The organism is Paenibacillus sp. 1_12 (genome assembly GCF_900114475.1).
In the GTDB taxonomy this organism is placed as follows: Bacteria; Bacillota; Bacilli; order Paenibacillales; family NBRC-103111; genus Paenibacillus_S.
In genome coordinates this window covers 271,792-294,775 of the sequence record NZ_FOTE01000005.1, presented here as the reverse complement: position 1 = coordinate 294,775, position 22,984 = coordinate 271,792, and the positions used below count along the sequence as shown (strand labels likewise).

At 44.5% G+C, this 22,984-nt stretch carries 22 protein-coding genes; 18 read left to right on the top strand and 4 right to left on the bottom strand.

The features are described 5' to 3' along the window. Window positions 1-67: 67 nt before the first annotated feature. Window positions 68-1,027 carry an ABC transporter permease gene (locus BM210_RS13975; RefSeq protein WP_177237805.1) on the top strand — a complete coding sequence of 320 codons (960 nt, stop codon included), beginning with the start codon at window positions 68-70 and terminating at the stop codon, window positions 1,025-1,027. Between the two features lie 15 nt (window positions 1,028-1,042). After that, on the top strand, window positions 1,043-1,924 hold the full coding sequence (locus tag BM210_RS13970) for a carbohydrate ABC transporter permease (RefSeq protein WP_091169090.1): 882 nt from the start codon (window positions 1,043-1,045) through the stop codon (window positions 1,922-1,924). Between the two features lie 167 nt (window positions 1,925-2,091). Here BM210_RS13970 and BM210_RS13965 read toward each other — a convergent pair whose 3' ends face one another. Continuing rightward, on the bottom strand, window positions 2,092-3,291 hold the full coding sequence (locus BM210_RS13965) for an ROK family protein (protein WP_091169088.1): 1,200 nt from the start codon (window positions 3,289-3,291) through the stop codon (window positions 2,092-2,094). Window positions 3,292-3,495: 204 nt separating this feature from the next. On the opposite strand from BM210_RS13965, the gene BM210_RS13960 reads away from it, so the two are divergent. The 12 genes from BM210_RS13960 to BM210_RS13905 all read left to right on the top strand — a co-directional run bounded on the left by BM210_RS13960 (window position 3,496) and on the right by BM210_RS13905 (window position 17,342). After that, window positions 3,496-3,924, top strand: coding sequence for an RbsD/FucU family protein (locus BM210_RS13960; protein WP_091169086.1), 429 nt, complete (start codon window positions 3,496-3,498; stop codon window positions 3,922-3,924). A gap of 38 nt (window positions 3,925-3,962) precedes the next feature. Further along, the gene (locus BM210_RS13955; RefSeq protein ID WP_091169083.1) at window positions 3,963-5,012 is read left to right on the top strand and encodes an aldo/keto reductase; all 1,050 of its coding nucleotides are present in this window, start codon (window positions 3,963-3,965) and stop codon (window positions 5,010-5,012) included. A 255-nt stretch (window positions 5,013-5,267) separates the two neighbouring features. Beyond that, window positions 5,268-6,059: a sugar phosphate isomerase/epimerase family protein gene (locus BM210_RS13950; protein WP_091169082.1), complete on the top strand. Its 792-nt coding sequence runs from the start codon at window positions 5,268-5,270 to the stop codon at window positions 6,057-6,059. A 15-nt stretch (window positions 6,060-6,074) separates the two neighbouring features. Continuing rightward, a complete protein-coding gene (locus BM210_RS13945; RefSeq protein WP_218184928.1) occupies window positions 6,075-7,046 on the top strand; it encodes a Gfo/Idh/MocA family protein in 972 nt (323 codons plus the stop codon). A gap of 85 nt (window positions 7,047-7,131) precedes the next feature. Then, complete coding sequence (locus BM210_RS13940; RefSeq protein ID WP_177237804.1) at window positions 7,132-8,100, top strand: ABC transporter permease; 969 nt, start codon at window positions 7,132-7,134, stop codon at window positions 8,098-8,100. Between the two features lie 19 nt (window positions 8,101-8,119). Beyond that, the gene (locus BM210_RS13935; protein ID WP_091169079.1) at window positions 8,120-9,013 is read left to right on the top strand and encodes a carbohydrate ABC transporter permease; all 894 of its coding nucleotides are present in this window, start codon (window positions 8,120-8,122) and stop codon (window positions 9,011-9,013) included. A gap of 52 nt (window positions 9,014-9,065) precedes the next feature. Next, on the top strand, window positions 9,066-10,754 hold the full coding sequence (locus tag BM210_RS13930; RefSeq protein WP_091169077.1) for a type 2 periplasmic-binding domain-containing protein: 1,689 nt from the start codon (window positions 9,066-9,068) through the stop codon (window positions 10,752-10,754). A 24-nt stretch (window positions 10,755-10,778) separates the two neighbouring features. Continuing rightward, complete coding sequence (locus BM210_RS13925; protein ID WP_177237803.1) at window positions 10,779-11,777, top strand: hydroxyacid dehydrogenase; 999 nt, start codon at window positions 10,779-10,781, stop codon at window positions 11,775-11,777. 25 nt (window positions 11,778-11,802) lie between these two features. Next, the gene (locus BM210_RS13920) at window positions 11,803-12,798 is read left to right on the top strand and encodes a hydroxyacid dehydrogenase (protein ID WP_091169072.1); all 996 of its coding nucleotides are present in this window, start codon (window positions 11,803-11,805) and stop codon (window positions 12,796-12,798) included. A 250-nt stretch (window positions 12,799-13,048) separates the two neighbouring features. Further along, entirely contained in the window at window positions 13,049-13,687 is a 639-nt protein-coding gene (locus BM210_RS13915; protein WP_091169069.1) for an SGNH/GDSL hydrolase family protein, read from the top strand. Window positions 13,688-13,741: 54 nt separating this feature from the next. After that, complete coding sequence (locus BM210_RS13910; protein WP_091169067.1) at window positions 13,742-15,487, top strand: ABC transporter ATP-binding protein; 1,746 nt, start codon at window positions 13,742-13,744, stop codon at window positions 15,485-15,487. A 34-nt stretch (window positions 15,488-15,521) separates the two neighbouring features. Next, window positions 15,522-17,342 (top strand): ABC transporter ATP-binding protein, encoded by a 1,821-nt coding sequence (locus BM210_RS13905; protein ID WP_256223613.1) that lies wholly within the window; start codon window positions 15,522-15,524, stop codon window positions 17,340-17,342. A 29-nt stretch (window positions 17,343-17,371) separates the two neighbouring features. Here BM210_RS13905 and BM210_RS34810 read toward each other — a convergent pair whose 3' ends face one another. After that, window positions 17,372-17,536 carry an SE1832 family protein gene (locus tag BM210_RS34810; RefSeq protein ID WP_177237802.1) on the bottom strand — a complete coding sequence of 55 codons (165 nt, stop codon included), beginning with the start codon at window positions 17,534-17,536 and terminating at the stop codon, window positions 17,372-17,374. A 367-nt stretch (window positions 17,537-17,903) separates the two neighbouring features. Here BM210_RS34810 and BM210_RS13900 point away from each other — a divergent pair, with 367 nt between their 5' ends. Beyond that, the gene (locus tag BM210_RS13900; RefSeq protein ID WP_177237801.1) at window positions 17,904-18,911 is read left to right on the top strand and encodes a sigma-70 family RNA polymerase sigma factor; all 1,008 of its coding nucleotides are present in this window, start codon (window positions 17,904-17,906) and stop codon (window positions 18,909-18,911) included. 9 nt (window positions 18,912-18,920) lie between these two features. On the opposite strand, the gene BM210_RS36245 is transcribed toward BM210_RS13900, so the two are convergent. Continuing rightward, entirely contained in the window at window positions 18,921-19,031 is a 111-nt protein-coding gene (locus BM210_RS36245; RefSeq protein WP_371263476.1) for a hypothetical protein, read from the bottom strand. Beyond that, entirely contained in the window at window positions 19,028-19,387 is a 360-nt protein-coding gene (locus tag BM210_RS36240; RefSeq protein WP_371263482.1) for a YheC/YheD family protein, read from the bottom strand. The genes BM210_RS36245 and BM210_RS36240 overlap by 4 nt, the downstream gene beginning before the upstream one ends. 297 nt (window positions 19,388-19,684) lie before the next feature. Here BM210_RS36240 and BM210_RS13890 point away from each other — a divergent pair, with 297 nt between their 5' ends. The 3 genes from BM210_RS13890 to BM210_RS13880 are packed head-to-tail and all read left to right on the top strand — an operon-like array spanning window position 19,685 to window position 22,808. Further along, a complete protein-coding gene (locus BM210_RS13890) occupies window positions 19,685-20,710 on the top strand; it encodes an ABC transporter substrate-binding protein (protein ID WP_091169060.1) in 1,026 nt (341 codons plus the stop codon). Next, window positions 20,707-21,789 (top strand): FecCD family ABC transporter permease, encoded by a 1,083-nt coding sequence (locus BM210_RS13885; protein ID WP_091169057.1) that lies wholly within the window; start codon window positions 20,707-20,709, stop codon window positions 21,787-21,789. Before BM210_RS13890 ends, BM210_RS13885 begins: the two co-directional genes overlap by 4 nt. Continuing rightward, window positions 21,786-22,808 (top strand): FecCD family ABC transporter permease, encoded by a 1,023-nt coding sequence (locus BM210_RS13880; protein ID WP_091169055.1) that lies wholly within the window; start codon window positions 21,786-21,788, stop codon window positions 22,806-22,808. Before BM210_RS13885 ends, BM210_RS13880 begins: the two co-directional genes overlap by 4 nt. Window positions 22,809-22,984: the final 176 nt, after the last annotated feature.

Here is a 22,984-nt window from a genome sequence, read left to right as displayed (position 1 = left end):
CCCTGTCCTTGCAGGCCTCTTGCGGTGTAAATTAGCTTTAAAAAACGGATACAAGGAGATTTACTCTATGAATTCATCTTCCATTCAGGCGCCAGCGAGTGCTGTCAACAAAAAAACAGCATTCTTGGTCAGAGCACGAAAAGACTTTATCCGTAATAAAGCGGTATATTTTCTAGTGCTTCCTGTGGTTATCTACTACATTGTGTTTTCATATGCGCCTATGTACGGAGCAATCATTGCATTTAAGGAATATGTACCAGCCAAAGGAATTATCGACAGCCCGTGGGTTGGTTTTGCTAAATTCAGAGAGTTTTTTAATAGCATCTATTTCACGAGAGTCTTGAAAAACACGATACTGATCAGCTTCTATAGCTTGATTATCGGTTTTCCTGCTCCGATCATATTGGCCCTTTTATTTAATGAGTTGAAAAATCAAGTGTTTAAAAGAATTACGCAATCGATCACCTACATGCCACATTTTATTACTATGGTTGTGGTTGCGGGCATTATTCGCGACTTTACTTTGTCAGATGGATTAATCAACGACGTAATCGCAGCACTCGGAGGAGAACGGATCGCTTTTTTACAGAAAGCTGATTCTTTCCGAACGATTTATATAACGAGCGAGATTTGGCAAAGTGTAGGTTGGGGCACGATCATTTATCTTGCAGCTATCACCGGCATTGATCAGCAGCAATATGAAGCTGCCAAAATCGATGGAGCCAATAAATGGAGGCAAATTTGGCATATCACCTTACCGGGCATTCGGCCTGTAATCCTTATTTTACTTATTCTAAAATTGGGGCATATGATGGACGTCGGATTTGAAAAAATTATTTTATTGTATAATCCTGCAACGTATGAAACCGCAGATGTGATTTCCTCCTATGTATATCGCAAGGGGATTATTGAGTTCAATTACAGCTTGAGTACAGCAGTTGGGCTCTTCAATTCGGTAATCAATTTTGTTCTGTTAATTTTTGCTAATTATCTCAGCAGAAGAACCAGCGGCAGCAGCTTATGGTAAGGGAAGGGATTAATCATGAATAAATCCACGTTTGCAGAGAAAATCTTTGATATCGTCAATGTCATCATCATGCTGCTATTGATCATAGTCACGCTATATCCCTTTATCTATATTATCGCGGCTTCGTTCAGCAACGGAAACCTGTTTATTGCTCATAAGGGCTTGATGTTCTGGCCGCAAGGCTTTACAGTTTCCGCTTATGAGGCCGTCTTCAAAAACCCGAATATTATGATAGGCTATAAAAACACTCTGTTTATACTTGTTGTGGGCGTAACGATCAATTTGATATTGACCTCGCTCGGAGCTTATTTCTTGTCCAGAGAAAATATCATGTGGAAAAATGGGATTATGTTTTTTATTGTTTTTACCATGTTTTTTAATGGGGGCCTTATCCCTTTTTACTTAACTGTTCGGGGACTGGGGCTGCACGACACCATATGGGCATTAATTTTGCCCAGTGCAATCAATACCTTCAACCTCATCTTGATGAGAACATATTTTATGGGCATACCCCGAGATATGGAAGAATCGGCAGTTATGGATGGAGCAGGTCACATGACCATTTTATTCAGGGTATATTTACCTCTAGCGGTGCCTGTCGTTGCCGTTATGATTCTGTTCTATGGGGTTCAACATTGGAACAGTTGGTTCCAAGCAAATATATTTTTGCGCAATAAGGAATTGTTTCCGCTGCAATTGATTCTGCGTAACATTCTCATTGACAATAACATGGAAATGATGATGGGTCAGAATGTAGCACTCAATGAAAGTCAAAATGTCGCAGAAACGATTAAATACGCTACAATTATGGTGTCAACGATCCCTATTTTAGCGCTTTATCCTTTCCTTCAGAAATATTTTGTGAAAGGTGTTATGGTTGGGGCTTTAAAAGGATGATTGAAGCCGTAGTTTTTTCATAACAAGTGGAGCTGCCCCAAAAGAGTAATGATTATATCCCAAAATATGTGAAAAAATAACCTTCAAAACCACTAGTTAAGTGGAACTGAAGGTTATTTTTTGTCTACATACATACAAAGTGGGGGCTTTGGGACAGTCTCTTGTGATTAATTAAAAATCGAAATCGATATGTTTTTATCAAAAGCGAAGTTAGCTGCACCAAGTGCACCACCGATATCCTTGAATACGGAGGTTTTGACTATCGTGTCAGCGGACAGTGGACGCATCGCCCGTTGGCGCATGACTTTAGTGGCCGTTTCTACAAATAATGTGCTGGCATTAGGAATCGTGCCGCCTAAGATAATAGCTTCCGGATTAAACGTATTAAGCAGATTGGCCATGGCAATTCCCAGATAGGAAGCGGCATTGCTTATAACCTGAACGGCGAGCTTATCATCATCCTCCGCTGCCGCGCATACATCATGCATTTTCAGGAACTGAAGATCTATATTTTGGTAAGGGTACACGAGCTCATGCTCGGAAGAACGGACTAGCTTGCGAAATTCCTGCTCAATCGCAGGGCCTGCAGCCAGCACCTGAAGACAGCCGTGATTGCCGCAAGGACAGAGCGGCCCTGAGGGCTCAATGGTAGTATGACCGATTTCACCGGCGCCTCCGAGCGAGCCAGATAGCAGCTGGCGGTTAATATATAAGCCTGCTGCGATACCCATGCCAACCCCGATATAGATCATATTGTTGTAGGAAAGCCCTGATCCGTAGCGGCATTCCGTTAACCCCCTGGCTCTGTGTCGGTTCACGACGACCGTTGGCCAGCCGATTTCTTTTTCCATGATGCCTGCGACATCGACTTGATTCCATTCCAGATCAGCAGCGCTCCGGATCATGCGGTGATTGGCATCGACCAAACCGGGTACACCTAAACCGAGCAAAGGTATCGGGCTCTTGTCCAAACCTTTGACGAAGCTTGAAATTTCTATTGCCAAGGCTTTAAAGGTTTCTTCTGGCTCGAATGTATATACGGGAATTTTCATGGACTTGATGACATTGCCGAGCAGATCGAAGGCACCAAGCGTCCAGGTCTTGTTATCCAGATCGGCTCCGATAATCACTCTGGAATTCGGTACCAGCTCCAACGCGGTAGCGGGTCTCCCTTTGGTAGATAAACGATTGTCGGTTTCGCACACCAGATCGTTCTCTATCAATTCAGCTATCGAAATGGAAATGGTTGCTCGGCTCAAACCTGTAATGCGGGTAAGCTCAATTCTCGACATGCTGCCTTGTATGCGCAGTGTTTGTAAAATAGTCAGTTTACTGCCCTTTTGATCTCTAATTTCATTGTTGCTCATAACAGCACCCTATCTTATATTCTGTCAGTAAAACATCAAAAACAAGAATCATGATGGTTCTCATTATAGCATAAATGATATCAATCTCAATGAAAAAGATTGGGTTAATTTAAATATTTACATAAGTTTAAAGCGATGTTAGAATGATCTGGAAATGATTCTTAATGAGGTGCTTGGCAAGCCATTGCAATGGGGGGTTGAATGATGCTAAGAGGAATTCCATCCATATTATCACCTGAGCTTTTGAAGATCCTGATGGAAATGGGGCATGGCGATGAGATTATTTTGGCGGATGGTAACTTTCCTGCTGCTTCGCATGCATTGCGCTTAGTACGAAGTGACGGACATTCGATTCCAGATTTACTTCAGGCGATCATTCCGTTATTTCCTTTGGATCATGCTGTAGAGCATCCGGCGGTCGTGATGTCACTGCAGCCAATTGACCCGAAACCCGAGGTTTGGGAAGTGTACCGCAGTCTGATCTGTCCTTATGAAAGCCGATTCACGGATTTTGGTTATGAGGAACGTTTTTCCTTTTATGAGCGCGCATTGAAAGCTTTTGCTATTGTTGCGACAGGTGATAAGTCCTTCAAAGGCAACCTGATTTTGAAAAAAGGTGTTGTGAGGAACTAGGCATCAAGCCTGCCGCACGATAACGGAGGAGGAGAATCGTGAAAAAACGAGCCTTAGGCGCTTCGGGGATCGAAATCAGTGTGCTCGGTATGGGCTGCTGGCAATACGGAGGCGGCAGTTATTGGGGAGAGCAAAGTCAAAAAGATGTCGATGAGGTCGTACACAAGGCGCTGGATATGGGCGTGAACTATTTCGATACGGCTGAGGTTTACAATGATGGAGCAAGTGAGCTGGCACTCGGGATTTCGCTTAAAGGCAGGCGTTCTCAGGCAATTATCGGCAGTAAGGTTAGCACCTCGAATACGCAGCCGGCAGTCCTCAGAGCTCATTGTGAGGCTAGCCTGAAGCGGCTGCAAACCGATTATATCGACCTGTACATGCTCCATTGGCCGATCAGCCCGCTGTCGGTTAAGCATTTCACTCAGGATGCTGCTCTGATCGCGAATCCGCCGCAGCTGCAGGAAGTATTTGAAGCCCTTCAATGCTTGCAAAAGGAAGGTAAAATCCGGCATATTGGCATCAGTAATCATGGTGTACAGCAGATGAAGGAGGTGCAGGATGCAGGTGTAAAAGTGGTGGCTAATGAAATGGCCTATAATCTGCTGTCTCGGGCCATTGAGGAAAGCGTGCTGCCATACTGTATCCAGCATGAGATTGGCGTTATAGGTTATATGCCTCTGCTTCAGGGCTTATTGACAGATAAAATAACCAGCCTTGATGAGCTTAGGCCCATGCAAGCCAGATCACGTCATTTCCACCATAGCAGAGGGGAAGGGACAAGACATGGCGAGGAAGGAGCAGAAGCAGAAATCAATCAGGCGCTTCGGGAAATTCGTCTGCTGGCAAATACGCATAACACCGATATCTTAACGCTGGCACTAGCCTGGGCCGTCTCCAATGAGGCGATATGCACAACGATAGTGGGCTCCCGCAATGTCAAGCAGCTGGAATTGAATATTCAGGGTGCGTCTTATGAGCTGTCAACCGCAATGATTCAGCGTTTAAATGAGATCACGGAGCCGGTACTCCAGAGGTTGGGCAGTAATCCTGATTACTATGAGAGTCGTCTGAATAGCAGAATTTATTGAAAGTTAAAAAATAGACATAATAAAATAAACCCTAATATAAAACCTCTAATAAAAGAGCATTTTCTGAAAAAAACATGCTTATTATGCTGTTATTCAACAAATGATTACAGCGAATTCCAAAGATGATTAAAACATAATTTAATTATTGACGTAATTGAGTTTTATAAGCTAAAATAAACGCATATGATCTGAAAGCGTTATCAAAAATCGTTAATAAACTCATAATTAACCTATTAAGTAAAGGGAGTGCCCTATATGACAACAGAATCGGTCTCATTTTCTGTATTTACGAAGCCTTGGAAAGATAAATCGGTTTGGGAACTGGGGAGCTTTGTAAGCGATCTCGGATTCGACGGCATTGAATTTCCTCTGCGTGACGGTTACCAATTGGAACCCGCTAACGCAGATCAATTGCCTCAACTGGTCCAACAATTAGCTGATCACGGCTTGAAAATATTCAGTGTAGCTAGCGAACCGAGTGAAAGTGTATTTGCTGGCTGCGCAGAGGCTGGGATTTCGATGATTCGCATCATGCCGGTCATCAAACATGAACATGGTTATATGGCTTCGGAGCGTATGGCGCGCGAGCAAATCGATAGGCTGCTGCCGCTTTGTGAAAAATATGGAGTGAAAATAGGCTGCCAGCAGCATTACGGCAATAATGTTGTTGATTCCATGGGTCTGCTTCATCTGTTGGAAGCTTATGATGCAAAGCAGGTAGGGGCAATTTGGGATACTGCACATGATGCACTAGCTGGACAGCAGCCGGAGTTTGGACTCGATATCGTGTGGTCGCATTTGTGTATGGTCAATTTCAAGAATGCTTATTATAAGCTGTTGAGCGGACCGGAAGCCGAATCAGCAGAATGGAAAAGATATTTCACATCGGGTCGTCAGGGACTCGCTTCCTGGCCCCGTGCAGCAGCCTATCTCCAAAAGCGCAATTACAATGGAGTGATCTGCCTAAGCGCCGAATATTCGAATGAAGCTGATGTAGATCGTTTAATCAAAGAGGATATCGCCTATGCGAAGTCACTATTTGCCTGAGGGGAGGAAGCATAGTTGAACTCGAAGCTAAGAGTTGTATTTATTGGTGCAGGCAGAATGGCTAACAGTGTCCATTATCCTTCTCTGTCTTCATTCCGCGAAGAAGTCGAAATTGTTGGCATTTGTGATGTCTACCCGGAATCACTTCAGAAAACTGCGGATATGTATGGGATTGAGAATCGTTATACCGATTATAAAGCGATGATTGAAGAAGCCAAGCCGGATGCTGTGTATGCGGTTGGGCAGCCGCACATCATGTACGATGTATGGATGTGGTGTCTGAGACAGGGGTTGAATTTGTATATTGAGAAACCGCTCGGCATAACGATTCATCAGGCCAGAGCTTTAGCATATACGGCAGAGCAGCATAACTGTATTACACAGGTAAGCTTTCAAAGACGCAGTTCACCAATGGTCAATAAGCTGCGAGAAGAATGTCTCAAGCGTGGACCGATCACACATGCCGTATGTAAATTTTATAAATCGGAGATTGAACCGTTTCTTGGTGCCCGTGATCGGATGATGGATGATACCGTTCATTCGATTGATACGATTCGCTGGATGTGTGGAGGCGAAGTGGTCAAGATTGAGAGTACCACCAAACGAATAGGTGTTCCGGATATTAACTTCATTTCAGCTACAATTGAATTCGATACGGGAGCTACCGGATATTTGATTAATAGTTGGTCAAGCGGACGAAGAATATTTTCCGTTGAAATGCATGCTCCGAATATTTGTGTTGAGGCTGAGCATGAAACTAAAGGTTACTTGTATGCGGACGGAGATACTGCAGGAATCGAATATGATGCAAGGGAAGAAGCAGGTGGGACTGAGCTTTTCCAATACGGTGGATTTCAGGCCAAACATCGCGAATTTATTGATTGTCTGAAGACGGGGGCACAGCCTTCATCGAATTTTAAGGACGCCTTGAAAACGATGGAGATCGCAGAAGTTATTCTTGCTCAAGCACTGCTTAACGGGAAATGAAAAGTAAAGAGGACAGGGTGAAAGGGTTGGGATCCGTTTCACTTAGCTCCAAGCAGCAGGCAGTGAATGGGAGGGGGGTGAGCTAATGGGCGTGGAATCGGTAAGTGTAGAAAAGGTGTCTTCAGTGAAGCACACAAGAAAAAGCCGGAATTTGTTCAGGGATATGGCGAAAGTATGGCAGCTGTATGTTTTAATGGCCCTTCCTTTTATTTACATTGTGATTTTCAAATATGTCCCGATGTATGGGGCACAGATTGCTTTCAAAAACTTCGTAGCAACAAAAGGTATTTGGGGCAGCCATTGGATTGGCTTCGATAATTTTATTCGTTTTTTTGAGTCTTATGAGTTTTGGACCATTATGGGTAATACTATCGGATTAAGCTTCTATCAGCTTGCTGCCGGGTTTCCTTTTCCAATTATTCTGGCTTTAAGTTTGAACTATGTGATGCACGATAAATTCAAAAAAATGGTTCAAATGGTCACTTATGCTCCACATTTTATTTCTGTGGTAGTCATGGTAGGGATCATCTTTCAGGTGCTGGATCCTCGTATCGGCCTTGTGAGTGAACTGCTTAAAGCTTTAGGCTTTGGCACTGTAAACCTGCTGGGTCAGGCTGAATACTTCAAAAGCATTTATGTATGGTCGGGCGTCTGGCAAAATGTCGGTTTTAGCTGCATTATTTATTTGGCTGCATTGGCGGGAATCGATCCGGCACTGCATGAGGCGGCCGTTGTTGATGGTGCGACCAAACTACGAAGAGTATGGCATGTTGACCTGCCGGGTATTGTACCGATTGCGATGATTTTGCTTATTCTCGAAGTTGGACGCATGTTGGAAATTGGTTTTGAAAAAGCGTTTTTAATGCAAAATCCACTGAATCTTCAATCCTCTGAGATTATTGACACCTACGTATACAAAGTTGGTCTTGCCTCCACTGTCGTGAACTTCTCGTATTCATCTGCTATCGGTTTATTTAAAAATGTGATTAATCTGATTTTACTGCTTACCGTGAACCGCCTTGCCAAAAAAATGGGCCAAAGCAGCCTTTGGTAGAAAGGAGGATGGTGACAAATTGAATACGACAGTTAAAGAAGCCGGTGTTGACAGGTTGTTTAATGTTGTCAATTACACGATACTTAGCTTATTTTTTCTAGCCGTGCTGTATCCGCTTGTTTATATTGTAAGCGCTTCTTTCAGCTCGACGGACGCGGTTATTTCGGGAAGAGTCTGGCTGTGGCCAGTTGAACCGGGTATCAAGGGCTATAAGGCTGTATTTGAATATAAAGCAATCTGGACGGGGTTTGGAAACTCGCTGTTCTATACAGCAATAGGTACGATGATTAACGTTGCTTTAACCATTGCTGCTGCTTATCCGTTATCACGCAAAGATTTTATCGGTCGTAACGCGATCATGTTCATATTCGTATTTACGATCATGTTCTCCGGAGGCATTATTCCGAATTATTTGCTGGTCAAGGATCTGGGTATACTTGATACCCGTTGGGCGATGCTGCTGCCGGCGGCACTGAGCGTGTTCAATGTGATTATCGCGAGAACTTATTTCCAAACCACACTTCCAAGTGAAATGCTTGAAGCGGCACAGGTAGACGGCTGCACGGATTGGAAATTTTTGTGGAAGATTGTTATTCCTTTGTCGGGTCCAATTATAGCGGTTCTTGCACTTTTCTATGCAGTCAGTCATTGGAATACGTACTTCAGTGCCTTGCTGTATTTGAAAGAGCGCAGCCTATATCCGATTCAAATCGTATTGCGAACGATATTAATTCAGAATCAGATCGATCCAAGTATGGTAACAAGCGAAGAGGATTTAATTGCTCGTCAAGGGCTTGCCGATTTGCTGAAATATTCCTTGATTGTTGTCGCCACCGCTCCCATGTTAATTGTCTATCCTTTCGTACAAAGGCATTTTGTCAAAGGGGTGATGATTGGCTCCATCAAGGGCTGAATGTCGGATTCACCCGTGTATTCAATGTGAAAAGAAAAGGGAGGTTGACTGTATGAGAAAAATGCTGATTATGATGCTTGCTGTGTTCTTCTGCGCCTCATTGGCTTTATCTGCATGCTCGAAGGACCAGGCGGCACCAGCAATGGAAACCAAGAATGCGCCCAAAGAGAGCGCGTCCGCTTCTAACGTAACACCAGTGGGACAATTCCCTGTGGTTAAAGACAAAATTACGTTAAAGGTCGCAATTAGAGGCAGCAGCTTAGTCGAAGACATGAAAACGAACGGATATACCAAATGGCTTGAAAATAAAACCAATGTTCATGTGGATTGGACGATTTTGGATGAAAAAAGCTACCAGGAGCAGCTGAATTTATTACTGGCCGGCGGGAATCTGCCTGATGTGCTGATGAATCTCGATGTTTCTCCTGAACAGCAGATGATATACGGGGAACAAGGTACATTCGTTTCCTTTACGGATTTGATCGAGAAATATGGCGATAACACGAAGAAAATTTTTGCTGAAATGCCTGAAGCCAAAAGCGCAGTAACAGCCCCAGGCAATAAAATTTACACATTACCATACATTAACGATTGCTTCCACTGCTCCCTAGATTACAAAATGTATGTTTATAAACCGTGGCTGGATAAGCTGGGCTTGAAGGAACCGACTACCCTTGATGAATTTTATAACATGCTGAAAGCTTTTAAAGAAAAAGATCCGAATGGCAACGGCAAGGCGGATGAGATCGCCCTGATCGGCGGAACGGCTAAAGGGGTTTCCAAATCAGACATTGACGTATTTTTGATGAATTCCTTTATTTATGATGATGGAAACAAAAGGATGATCGTCAATAACGGAAAGGTAGACGTGGCTTACAATAAGCCTGAATGGAAGGAAGGCTTGAAGTATCTAAACAAGCTGTACAAAGACGGCCTGCTGGATCGCCAGTCCTTCACCATTGATAAGGATGGCTTGAAAAAGATTGCCGAAAATCCGGACATTGCCATCGGCGGCGCTATTCCTGCTCATTCCCCTTCGGACATCACAATCGTGGAAGGCAAAAGTGGAAGATGGCTGGAGTATCAACCTATTGCTCCGCTTAAAGGACCAAACGGTGTGCAAAAAACGACTTGGCTGGCCTATGACAAAATTTCTAACGGTAAAGGCCAATTTATTATGACGAACGCCAATAAAAATCCAGAAGCAACGATGCGATGGGCGGATGCGATGTATACATTCGAAGCCTCCTTGTACTCGAATTTTGGTGTGGAAGGCTCCTCATGGGAAAAGGCAAAACCAGGGGATTTGGGCCGAGACGGCAACCCGGCAAGCTATAGACTGTTAATCCCATTCGGTCGCGTACAAAATGAGAGCTGGGCTCAATATGGCCTGAACTATCGTACCGACAAAGACTATTATGCAGGTCAAGCGGTGCTGAAGCTTCCCGATAAAGAGAAAATGTATTACGACATTACCAAGAAAAATTACGAGCCTTATAAACCGAAAATTGATGAAATCATTCCTCCATTGTTTTTCATGCCTGCAGATGCTCAACAGCTCGCTGAATTGGATAAAACGATCAATGATTATGTGAAAAGTAGCATTGCGCGTTTTGTTACCGGAGATACGGATATTGAGAAGGAGTGGGCCAACTATGTAGCCACTTTGGATAAAATGAATCTTAAAAAATATTTGGAGTTTTACCAAAAAGCGCTTGATGCGAAAAATGGCAAGAAATAAGCAATTGGAAGGATGCTTGCTTCAATGCGTACCCTTTTAGTGCAAATACCACAGGATCAGATTGAACTTTTCTTTACCGACAAAAGTATGCAAGTTATCCATCAGCTCGGGAATGTCATATGGAATCCGCATCATCGCCCATTTACCGAGCAGGAGCTGTGCGAGCAAATTCATGGAGTGGATACCGTCATCACAACATGGAGAAGTGCTCCTATTAGCGAAGAGGTACTGAAGCACGCCGATCAGCTCAAGCTGATTGCGCACATGGCGGGCTCCGTAAAGCCAATTCTGCCTACATTAGAGGTTTATCGTCGCGGTATTCGTGTGCTGAACAGCAACTATGCGATTGGCGTTTCAGTCAGTGAATCCGTGTTAGCACTGATTCTTGCATTGGGACATAAGATCATTCCCGTAAACAAGGAAATGGGTACTGGCAGAAATGCAAAGAGTGCGGCTTATGAAACCTATGAATTAAGAGGCAGAACGGTTGGCTTGATTGGCTTGGGGATGGTTGCCCGCGAGGTGATGAAGCTGCTGCAACCTTTTGGTGTCAGGATACTTGGTTATGATCCATTCGTGTCTGCAGAGCAGGCGAAAGAATGGGGTGTCGAGCTGAAACCTTTGCATGGCTTGATAGCAGAATCTCATATCTTGTCGCTGCATGCCCCCAAGGTACCCGAAACGTATCAGATGATCGGACAGAAGGAATTGTCGCTGATCCGGGATGGAGCTCTGCTCATTAATACGGCGCGTGGGGATTTGATGGATGAGACTGCATTAGTTGAGGAGCTAAGAAAGAAGCGATTTTATGCAGGACTGGATGTATTTACGGTGGAGCCGCTGTCTGCTGACAGCGAGCTTCGCCATCTGGACAATGTTATTGTAAGACCGCATTTGGCAGGGGTTAATCCGGATTCGCGCCTGCGTATAGGAACATTAATGGTAGAAGAGCTGCAGCAATTTTATAACAACAGGCCGCTGCGCTTTGAAGTGAAAGAATCGCAGCTGGCAATTATGACTTAAACTTATAGAAAGAAGGAATAGGAGAATGGGAAAACCTAAGGCACTTATACTACCCCCGCAGTCCAGATTAGATGAGGTTTGCTCGGATGCTTGCAGAAGCCTGATCAACGAGCAATTCGATCCAGTATGGAATGAAACGGGTGCTGATTATACACAGGAAGAGCTGGCCGCTTTAATCGAATCGGCTGAAGTGATCCTCACCAGCTGGGGATCTCCCAGTATCACCGAGGAAATGCTGGAGCGGGCGCCAAAGCTTCGGATGATCGGACACGCCGCAGGTACAGTTAAGGGACGAATTCCACCGACAGCTTTTTCAAAGCAGGTACGTATCTTTTCAGCAGCACCGAGAATCGCTCATAGTGTTGGCGAATATTGCCTAACCGTATTGATGTCATCACTGCGTCATATGCCCACCTTTGATAAGCAGGTAAAAGCAGGGCAATGGCGGGTCAGTTCATTAAAGGGCAGAGAGCTTGCGGGACAAACAATTGGAATGGTATCGGCGAGCTCGACCGCACGGGCATTTCTCAAGCTGCTGGCACCCTTTCATGTGAATGTGCTCGTATATGACCCATATTTAAAGGATGAAGCCGCAGCTCTGCTGAAGGTTACCAAAGCAAGTCTGGAGGAGGTTATGCGCTGCCCAATCATATCGATTCACGCACCGAAGCTTCCAGCTACTTATAAAATGGTGACCAAAGACATGATAGCCTCAATACCCGACGATGCCATTCTGATCAATTCCTCCCGTGCGGATGTACTGGATGAGGAAGCGCTTATTGAAGAGCTGCAAAAAGGCCGCTTTTTCGCTGCGCTTGATGTGTTTACCAAAGAGCCGCTGCCCGCAGATCATCCACTCACGAAGCTGGATAACGTGCTGCTCTCCTCTCATGTCGCCGGAGCTACGGTTCAAGGTCACTTGGCGCTGATGGAGGGTGTAGTGGAGGATATATTGAAAGGTCTTAGACAGGAACAAACAAGCTTGGAAGTTACGCAAGCAATGTGGGAGAATATGGCTTGACCAAGTGTGCTACTTGTTAAAAAGGCTCATATACAGCGATCATAAGAATCCGGCCGTACAGGGGACTTATCTTCGCAATCGCAGGGGGATCTTAGGATCTCCTTTTTTCTGTACTTGACTGGTCAGTGATCCCCATGCGAATGCTTCGACATGCACGTGATACTTATTTGTCGTTGTCTTTCAAAAATATGGTATAATAATCAAAGCTTTTTTATACTTAATTCGTAGGGAACCTTAGGAGGAATTAGCAATGGAACCTTGGATTCAGCAGGATGATGTGGTGTTATTTCAGGGAGATAGTATTACCGATGCAGGACGTAACCGCTTTAAGACGGATGACTTAGGAAAAGGTTATGCTCTTATGGCAGCTGCTCAGTTCTCGGCAATGTATCCAGAAAAGCAAGTGACATTTATAAACCGAGGCATTAGCGGCAATAGAGTTGTCGATTTGAAGCAGCGCTGGCAGCAGGATTGTATCGATTTGAAGCCTAATCTGGTATCGATTTATATTGGAATTAATGATACTTGGCGTAGATATGACCACAACGATCCGACTTCCACGGAGCAATTCTCCGAAGGCTATCATAAGCTGCTAACAGAAACGGTCGCTGCGACAGGTGCAAGGCTTGTTCTGATCGAACCGTTTCTGCTGCCAGTCCCTGAGGATCGTAAGAGCTGGAGAGAAGATTTGGATCCGAAAATTACGGTTGTTCGTGAATTGGCTGTTGAGTTCGGAGCAAGGCTGGTTTGTTTGGACGGTTTGTTTGCCCAGGCTTCTACCCGTGTGGCGGCATCCTTCTGGGCACCGGATGGTGTTCACCCATCTCCCGGCGGACATGCGCTTATTGCGAAAGCTTGGCTGCAGACGGTCGGAGCTTTGAACAGCTAACATGAAAATAAAAGCAAATGCTTCACACTGTGGCGATTGGAGGAGATCGGCTCCATGCAATTTTTACATATTTATGCAAGCAAGTATTGGAAACTATTTAGCGTTGCCTTTGCTTTCCTGACTCTTGAAGCGGTTTGCGATCTGCTGCTGCCAAGTATTATGGCCGAGATCATTGATGTGGGCGTAGCCAAACAGCAGCTGGAATTTGTGCTGCGAATGGGTGGTCTCATGCTGCTGATTACGGCGGTGGGTGCGGTATCCGCTTCCATGCGGAACATTATGGCGACCCATGTATCCCAGAGGTTTGCAGCCGAGCTGCGTTCCGATTTGTTTAGAAAAATTCAATCGCTTTCATTTGAAAATATCGACAAATTTGATCGTGCAGCTCTGATCACCAGGCTGACGAGTGATGTCACACAGGTACAAAACTTTGCAAACGGACTTATGCGGATTTTTGCCAAGGCGCCTTTACTCTGTATTGGAGCCCTTATTATGGCTTATCGTTTGAATCCCCATTTATCGCTGGTGCTTGTTGTCGTCGTGCCCATTGTCGGTATACTCATCTTTATCAATATGAAGATAGGTTTTCCTTTTTTTATGAAGGTGCAGAAGGCGCTGGATCGCGTGAACAGTGTGATGAGGGAATATTTGTCCGGAGTCAGAGTGGTCAGGGCGTTCAACCGTTTCGATTATGAGGTAAATAAATTTGATCAGGCGAATCAGGAATATCAGGCTCGTTCCACGATTGCGATGAGGGCGATGGCTGTATTCAGTCCAGCGATTACGCTGACAGTGAATCTTGGGATTGTAACGGTGATTTGGTTGGGAGGAGTACGCGTCAGCTCTGGCAATATGCAGGTTGGGCATATTATTGCCTTTGTTAACTACATGACGCAGATTTTGTTTGCGCTGATGACAATTACGATGGTGTTTAATATGTTTGTCAGGGCGAAGGCTTCGGCAGGGCGTATTAATGAAGTATTTATACAGGAAAACGGGATGGCAGGAAATTATGACTCCGTTCACGAATCAGCGGTTAAGGGAAGAATTGATTTTGAACATGTGAGCTTTTCATACGCAGGAACGTCCGGACCGCCTGTGATCAAAGATTTGTCGATGACTTGTTTGCCTGGAGAAACGGTTGGAATTATAGGATCTACGGGCTCAGGAAAAAGCAGTCTCGTGTCGCTCATTCCGCGTTTTTACGATGTAAGCTCAGGTGTAGTTCGTGTAAATGGGCAGGATGTAAAAGACATAGATCCCAAGCAGCTCAGAGAAAAGATTGCTATAGTTCCTCAGAAAACAATGCTATTTACGGGAACTGTGTTGGAAAATATCCGGTTTGGCAAAGAAGATGCCACGATGGAAGAGGTAGAGCGAGCAGCTCGAATGGCCGATGCCCATGATTTCGTCAGTTCGTTTACTGAAGGCTACGAGACGGTTCTGGGACAGCATGGTGTAAACTTCTCTGGTGGTCAAAAACAGCGTGTCTCGATTGCCCGCGCACTGGTGCGGCAGCCGGAAATTTTAATATTGGATGACTGTACAAGTGCGGTTGACGTTACGACTGAGGCGAACATAAAACGTGCTTTGAAAATGTACGCCAAGGATCTCACCTGTCTTATTATTGCGCAGCGGATTACATCGGTGATGGATGCTGATACCATCGTTGTTCTCGATCAAGGTCATATTGTGGGTACAGGCAAGCATGACGAGCTAATGAAAAGCTGTGAGGTTTATCGGGAAATATTCCAATCCCAGATGGGAAAGGAGACACTCAAAAATGTCGGAGAATCATGAACAGAAGCGGGCATCCGTGCAACCGGATATTCCCATGATGGGAGGTGCGGGAAGGCCGGGAATGATGAACCGCGGAAAAGCGGTTGTCAAGCCAAAGAACTTTAAAGCTACCATGCAGCGGCTGTGGCATTATGTAGGCAGTGAAAGGAAGCTGTTAACCATAGTGTTTTTGTTTGTCGTAATTGATGCAGCGCTTACGCTATCCGCGCCTTATCTGATTGGTGTTTCGGTAGACACGATGACGAGCGGCACTGGCGGGACAGTTAATTTCAAGCTGCTCGAAATGGTCATCATCGCTTTAATCGCTGCTTATGTTGCCGATGCTCTGCTAACCTTTTTACAGGGCTGGTTAATGGCGGGTATTTCCCAGCGTATTGTGATGAAGATGCGCACGGCCTTATTTGAGAAGCTGCAAAAGCTGCCGCTCGCTTACTTCGATTCCCGCAGACACGGTGAAATCATGAGCCGTTTATCCAATGATATTGAAAATGTAAGCAGCAGTTTATCGCAATCCATTACACAACTGATGGGTGGCTCTATCGCGATTATTGGTTCCTTGGTGATGATGCTGATATTGAGTCCTTTGCTCACTTTGGCCAGTATGATTACAGTGCCTCTAGTCTATCTATTGGCCCGTACCATTACGAAGAGAACGAGCGTGCTGTTCAAAGACCAGCAGGTGCAGCTCGGCAAGCTGAATGGACATGTGGAAGAGACGATCTCGGGTATCGAGGTGGTCAAAGCCTTCAATCGTGAAGAAAAAGCCATTGAGGAATTTGATGTTGTGAACGCAAAGCTGTGTGAGGTAGGCCTGAAGGCTCAAATATGGTCAGGTTTTCTGATGCCGCTGCTGGCCGTTATCAATAACATTGGTTTTGCAGCAGTAGCGGTAGTTGGCGGCGTGCTTGCTGTCAAAGGTTTGATTACCGTCGGTGTGATTGCCAGCTTCCTGAGCTATTCCCGGCAGTTTGTCAGACCACTCAATGAGATAGCGAACATTTTTAACGTGCTGCAGTCTGGTGTAGCTGGGGCAGAACGTGTATTTGAAGTGCTTGACGAGCTGGAGGAAACGGCGGATGCTTCGAATGCAGTTCCATTGGAAAACGCCAAGGGTCATGTGGTATTTGAAAATGTGAGCTTTGGCTATCGCCCTGATGTGCCTATCCTGAAAAATATCAGCTTTGAATCAAAGGAAGGCAGCAGCACAGCATTTGTAGGACCAACAGGAGCTGGAAAAACGACTATCGTCAATCTAGTAACTAGGTTTTACGATGTAACAGGTGGACGAATCCTGATTGATGGCAGAGATATCAAGGAGTATACGAGGGACAGCTTGCGAAGAGCTTTTGGAATCGTACTGCAGGATACGTATTTATTTTCAGGCACCATAAAGGAAAATATCAAATACGGCAAATCGGATGCGACTGACGAGGAAATTGAAGCTGCAGCGATAATGGCAAATGCGGATGCTTTTATTAAACGTCTGCCGAATCAGTACGAATCGCTGCTTTCGGAGAATGGCGGCAATTTAAGTCAGGGACAGCGTCAGCTGCTGGCTATTGCCCGGGTAATATTAGCAAAACCGTCGATCCTGATTCTAGATGAAGCTACGAGCAGCATCGACACTCGAACCGAGCTCCATATTCAAGATGCATTGTTAACTATTATGCAGGGACGCACCAGCTTTATCATTGCACACCGATTGAATACGATTCGTGATGCGGATACGATCACAGTCATCGATCATGGTGAGATCGTGGAGCAAGGCAGCCATGAACGTTTGATTAACGAACAAGGCGCCTATAACCGGATGTTTAACAATCAGTTCAAAAATTTGGAGGGTGCTTTGGACTAAGTACGGGATATAGAGGTTACTGGTTGGGATCACATCTGATGCAGCAGCTTCAATTCATCCTCGATAGCTTGAAGCTGGCGTTCAGCATTGGCGATGCTTCCGCCTGTAGATTCCATCTTTTCAATATCCTCTTGAATACGAATGTAATCGTGTTTTAATTCAGCGATTCTTTCCTTGATTTGATCCTTTGTCATGCTGGACGGCTCCTTTGTTGTAGTGTATTTAGGATTAGATTACGCAATACAACGTGTTTTGTAAAGCAGGCTGCAGAACCAGAGGATGCAAAGATTGAATCTATGATAAACCCAAAGAGCTGCAGATCGTATCTGTAGTTCTTTGGCATGTATATTTGTGATCGCCTAGACAACTCATAGACTAGACAAGATGAACAAAAGATACATAGTCAGAGCGGAGAAAGCGGACTTTTCTGGAGGAACGTCAAACAGCGATTGGAAAAAGGGTCTGATCTTGCAGCGCCTCCCTGCTGTCCGAATTAGACTTTATGAAGATTTGACCGGTTTTATCCTTTTTTATCGTCTATATAACAGAGGAGGGAAAGAAATGAATATTAACGATGATCGAGAACTTGTTTCAAGGGCTGCTCGTGGTGATGTGGAGTCATATTCTATGTTGGTGAACAAATATTCAAATGCGGTTTATGCTACTGCTTTGAGTGTTATTCGTGATTATCATATCGCTGAAGATTTAGCCCAAGAAGCCTTTGTAAAAGCATGGTTCAATATAAACGTTCTTGAGGATGGGAATAAGTTTGGTGGTTGGCTGTTTACTATTACCAAGCGATTATGTCTGGATTGGATTAAAAAAGACAAACCCGCTGAACCCATTGAGTTATACCATAACCTCACAAATCGCGTAAATAACGTAGAGGTCATTGTAGACCGTCGTCTGATACATGTAAATGTTTGGGATGCCATCAATCAGTTGGACGAACCGAAGCGTTTGGTAACGATTTTGTACTTCATTAGCGGCTTTAGCACAAAGGAAATTAGTAACTATTTAAATGTAACTGTAAGCGCAGTGGAGAGCCGAATTCGCCGATCCAAGGAAAAATTAAAGAAGGAGCTGCTAGCTATTATGGGAGAAGAATTTGCAACAAAGAAAATAGGTCAACAATTTCATGACGATGTCTTATGGAGAATCGTTCCTCGTATTGCCACAATCGAAATACCGGTATCGAATCTTAGAAACTCTATGGAGTGGTATAGTAAAATTTTAGGAACAAAGGTTGTTCACGAAACTACAGAAACCGCCATGTTGCATTTGCAAGGTGGTAATCGGATTGGTGTTCCGACATTATATTTGGTTCAAACCGACGATGTTGAAAATAAACTCTCTTTTCTTAACACATATACCGGTATTACGCACGGAATCATTGATTTCTTTGTACCTGATTTAGAAAAATTTCATCAGTATTTAACAGATCAAGGTGTTGCAGTCGGACCACTGAACTTTAATCTTGGCATGAAAGGAAAAGGAGGCTTCGGTTTTAAAGACCTCGATGGACATTCTTTTTCTGCCTGCAATGTAACTCATCATGGGCAGGTCTAATCATTTAACTCAAGTTTGCGAGAGATAATAAGCATATTCCAAGGGTTTACTATAAATTAGTTTTTTGTGTTTAAAAGATTTAAGGTCATTGTATATGCCTTTTTGGGGTTTTCCGTTCAATTCAATAATCCATAACTTTCTTTTTGAACAAGGACCCGAATATCGAAATATTGTTGATCAAGCTGACTCATGCGAATCCCTTGCTGAACCATGTATTGCTTTCGTCTGAAAAGTTCATCCAATTTCCCTTGAATATTTTCGTTTTTTCTGCAAATCGTCCTTGGAGCCAAGCTGTGCAAAGAGATATGAATATCTCCATTATTCGTTAGTTCAACCCGATATACAGACTGCCCCTTACATCCGTAGGAAGGTTTCATATATAGTAGTTTATATTTCACTAATAGATCCGATATATCCACTTCTTTATATTTAAATGTGTCTGGGACACGGGAGTTAAGGTTTGACTGTTTTAATATTTCAATAATAGGGAGATGAGACTATGTGGGAATTTATCGGTCCTCCAGGCCCTCCAGGCCCTCCAGGACCAGAGGGAGAAGTTGGAGTCGACAGGGACAGCAGGTGCAACAGGAGCAACAGCGTCTGCGATCTTTTTTCTTGTACTTAACTTGATATTTTTTTGCATAAAAAAGGACGTATTAACAATGAGTTATCGAATAAATTGAAATTTGGCTATTGACATGTTAAGAATTTGTAAACTATACTTGTGCTAATGATAATCATTATCAATACATATTATAAGGGGTATAGTCGAAATGATGAAAACAAGAATTTCCTTTGCTATCGTTCTTACATTTTTATTATCGATTTTATTAAGTGCTTGCGGATCGAACGAAAACACGATGAAGGAAGCTGCTAAGCCATCTGCAAAGCCAGCTGAAACAGCGGCTGCCACAACACCAGCTGCAACTCCTGCAGCAGCACCCGCTGAGAAGAAAAAGACAACGATTACTCATGTTATGGGTCAAACCGAGGTTCCAGAGCGTGTTGAACGTGTTGTCGCACTAACCCCGCATTTTGCCGATCATTTACTAGCTCTTGGGATTACCTCTGTGGGTTCAGTCGTGAGAGAAGCTGGTGACTTTGAGCCTTATAGCATACCTTTACTGAAGGGAACGGAATCTGTAGGTCAATCGTCCGCACCCAATTTGGAAAAGGTACTGCAGTTAAAACCTGATCTGATTTTCGGAGAAGAAAAGAATCATTCTAAGTCTTATCCGGCGTTATCCAAGATTGCACCGACACTCGTATACGCGACCAAGGATATGGAAGAGGATTGGAATAAAGTCTTTTTGAGCGTAGGGGAGGCAGTTGGCAAAACAGCGTTAGCCAAAACCAAGCTGCAAGAGTTTGATAATAAAACAAAAGCTTTAAAAGAGAAATTGGTTCCGAAATTGGGAAATGAAACGGTTCTATTTGTGAAGGTAACGGACAAAGACACTCGTGTAATGGGGAACAAGAGTCCGCTTGGCAAAATTGCCTACACGCAGCTTGGCCTGAAATACCCTGCCGGATTGCCTGAAGAAGATGGCGAAATTAAAATTGCTCTTGAAAAGCTGCCGGAAATCAATCCCGATCATATTTTCTTGTTAGACACAAATGTACCGGACTATGTGGCCAAAATGAATGAGGCGATTGCCACACCGTTATGGAAAAACCTTAAAGCCGTGCAAAATAAGCATATGTACATGAAGCCCATTCGTGGTACCAAAACAGGCTTCGGTTTGATTATGTATAACATATTTGTGGATGAGATTAATAAGGAGCTATTGGGCGGATGAGTCGTGACACTCGAATCCATGCATCTCGGACTTACTCTGATCCATCGGCTTCACAGAATCAAGCTAAGAAAAGAAGGCTAAGCCCTTCTTTTCTTATTTTGCTGTTAAGCGTCGGGATGATCATTGGCGTGCTGCTGTTCATAACGACGGGGGCAGCGAATATACAATTGTCTACGGTATGGGAGGCCATACTGCATTATGATGAAAATCAGGTACAGCACTATACAGTACTATCTGTGCGTCTGCCAAGAGCCGTCACGGCAATTATTGTCGGTGGCTGTTTTGCTGTGTCCGGAGCAATCATGCAAGGGATGACACGGAACCCACTTGCCAGTCCGAGCTTATTAGGGGTGTCGGCTGGGGCACGCTTTGGTCTTGTGCTTGGTTTTGCGTTCCTGCCGCATTTGTCCTATCAATTGATGATCGTGATCTCCATGCTTGGAGCAGCTTTTGGAGCCATGACAGTGTACGGGGTGGGAATGCTGGCCGCATTCAAGGGTTCTGAGCATGTTTCACATGTGAAGCTTGCTCTGGCAGGGGCGGCGGTTAGTGCATTGCTGGCTGCTTTATCGGAAGGTATCCAAATTTACTTTGGTATTGCTCAAGAGGTGATGTATTGGTACGCTGCCGGTATAGCGGGTGTGAAGTGGATGCATGTATGGACGATTATTCCTTGGGCAGTGGTCGGTCTGGTCTTGTCCTTAATGATATCTAGAAATATCACGATGTTAAGCCTGGGGGAAGAAGTCGCGACCGGACTGGGTCAGAGAGTGAAGTGGGTCAAGTTCTTGGGTGCGCTTACGGTGTTTGCGCTTACAGGAGCAGCGGTGGCTGTAGCGGGGCCGATTGGGTTTATCGGTTTGATTATTCCGCACGTGACACGTTTTCTTATCGGTGTTGATTATCGTTGGGTGATTCCGTGCTCGGGTATGTTTGGAGGCTGGTTTTTATTGATGGCGGATACGGTTTCGCGCTGGGTTAATCCTCCTTTGGAGACGCCGGTCGGAATCCTGACAGCATTGTTGGGGGTTCCTTTCTTTCTTTATTTGGCAAGAAGGGGAGGGAGGGGCAGCTTATGATCAACCCAATGTTAAGAAATCGCACGAGTTCACCGAAGCTGATTGGCAAATTTATGTTGTTGTTCATACTGCTGTTTGCAGCGTTTCTGATCAGCTTGAATTCAGGTTTAATTAGAGTCGCTCCGCTAGAGGTTATTCGGACATTAGCGGGTTATGGTACGATGGAATCCTCTATTGTTATGTTCGATATTCGGCTGCCACGGATTGTGATAGCGATGCTGGTAGGAGCTGGTTTTGCTGTATCTGGCGCCATCATGCAGGGCATTTCGCAAAACGGGTTGGCTGATCCAGGCATACTTGGTATTAACGCAGGAGCAGGTTTAGGCGTAGTGGTGTACATTGCCTATTTTTATGGAAAAATCCAATTGGCACCGGTATACATGCTTCCGATGATGGCCTTTATTGGTGCAGCGGCGGCGGCACTATTTGTTTTTGCTTTGGCTTACAAGGATGGTAAGATTATCCCGATGCGTCTACTGCTTGTGGGAATTGCTACGGGAGCCGGAATTAGTGCAGCTATGTTATTTCTTACGTATCGAATGAATGCCTACAACTATGATTTTGTGAAAATATGGTTGTCAGGCAGCATCTGGGGGACGAATTGGAAATATGTGCTCGCGGTGTTAATCTGGTTGGTCGTACTGCTACCTTTTGCAATCTATAAGGCTCACCGGATTAATCTATTGTATATGGGCGAGGAAATAGCGGCAGGGGTAGGACTGTCTGTGCAAAAGGAAAGAGCCATCTTGATGGCGACTGCAGTAGGGTTGGCGGGTTCTTGTGTAGCTGTTGCTGGAAGTATTGGCTTCGTGGGATTAATCGCACCCCATTTGGCCAAATTAACAATTGGCAGAAATTACAAAGTGCTACTGCCTTCAGCGGCGATAATTGGATCTATTCTAGTCCTGATTTCGGATACGATTGGGCGGATCATTGCTCAACCCATAGATATTCCTGTTGGTATTGTTACCGCTGCTGTAGGTGCACCTTATTTTCTGTATCTGCTGACGAAGAAGTAACTTTCATGCCTCTTAAAGATGAACGGTTTTCCGAAATCAGGGAAGCCGTTTCTTTATTAACGCTTGCTTCGATTATCGTTGGGCTTGCTTAGGTGTACATACACGTCCTAATCAATTAATCCCTTTCCATTGAGAATTTATGAATGTACTGCTTACATTTTTCAACCCTGGATTCT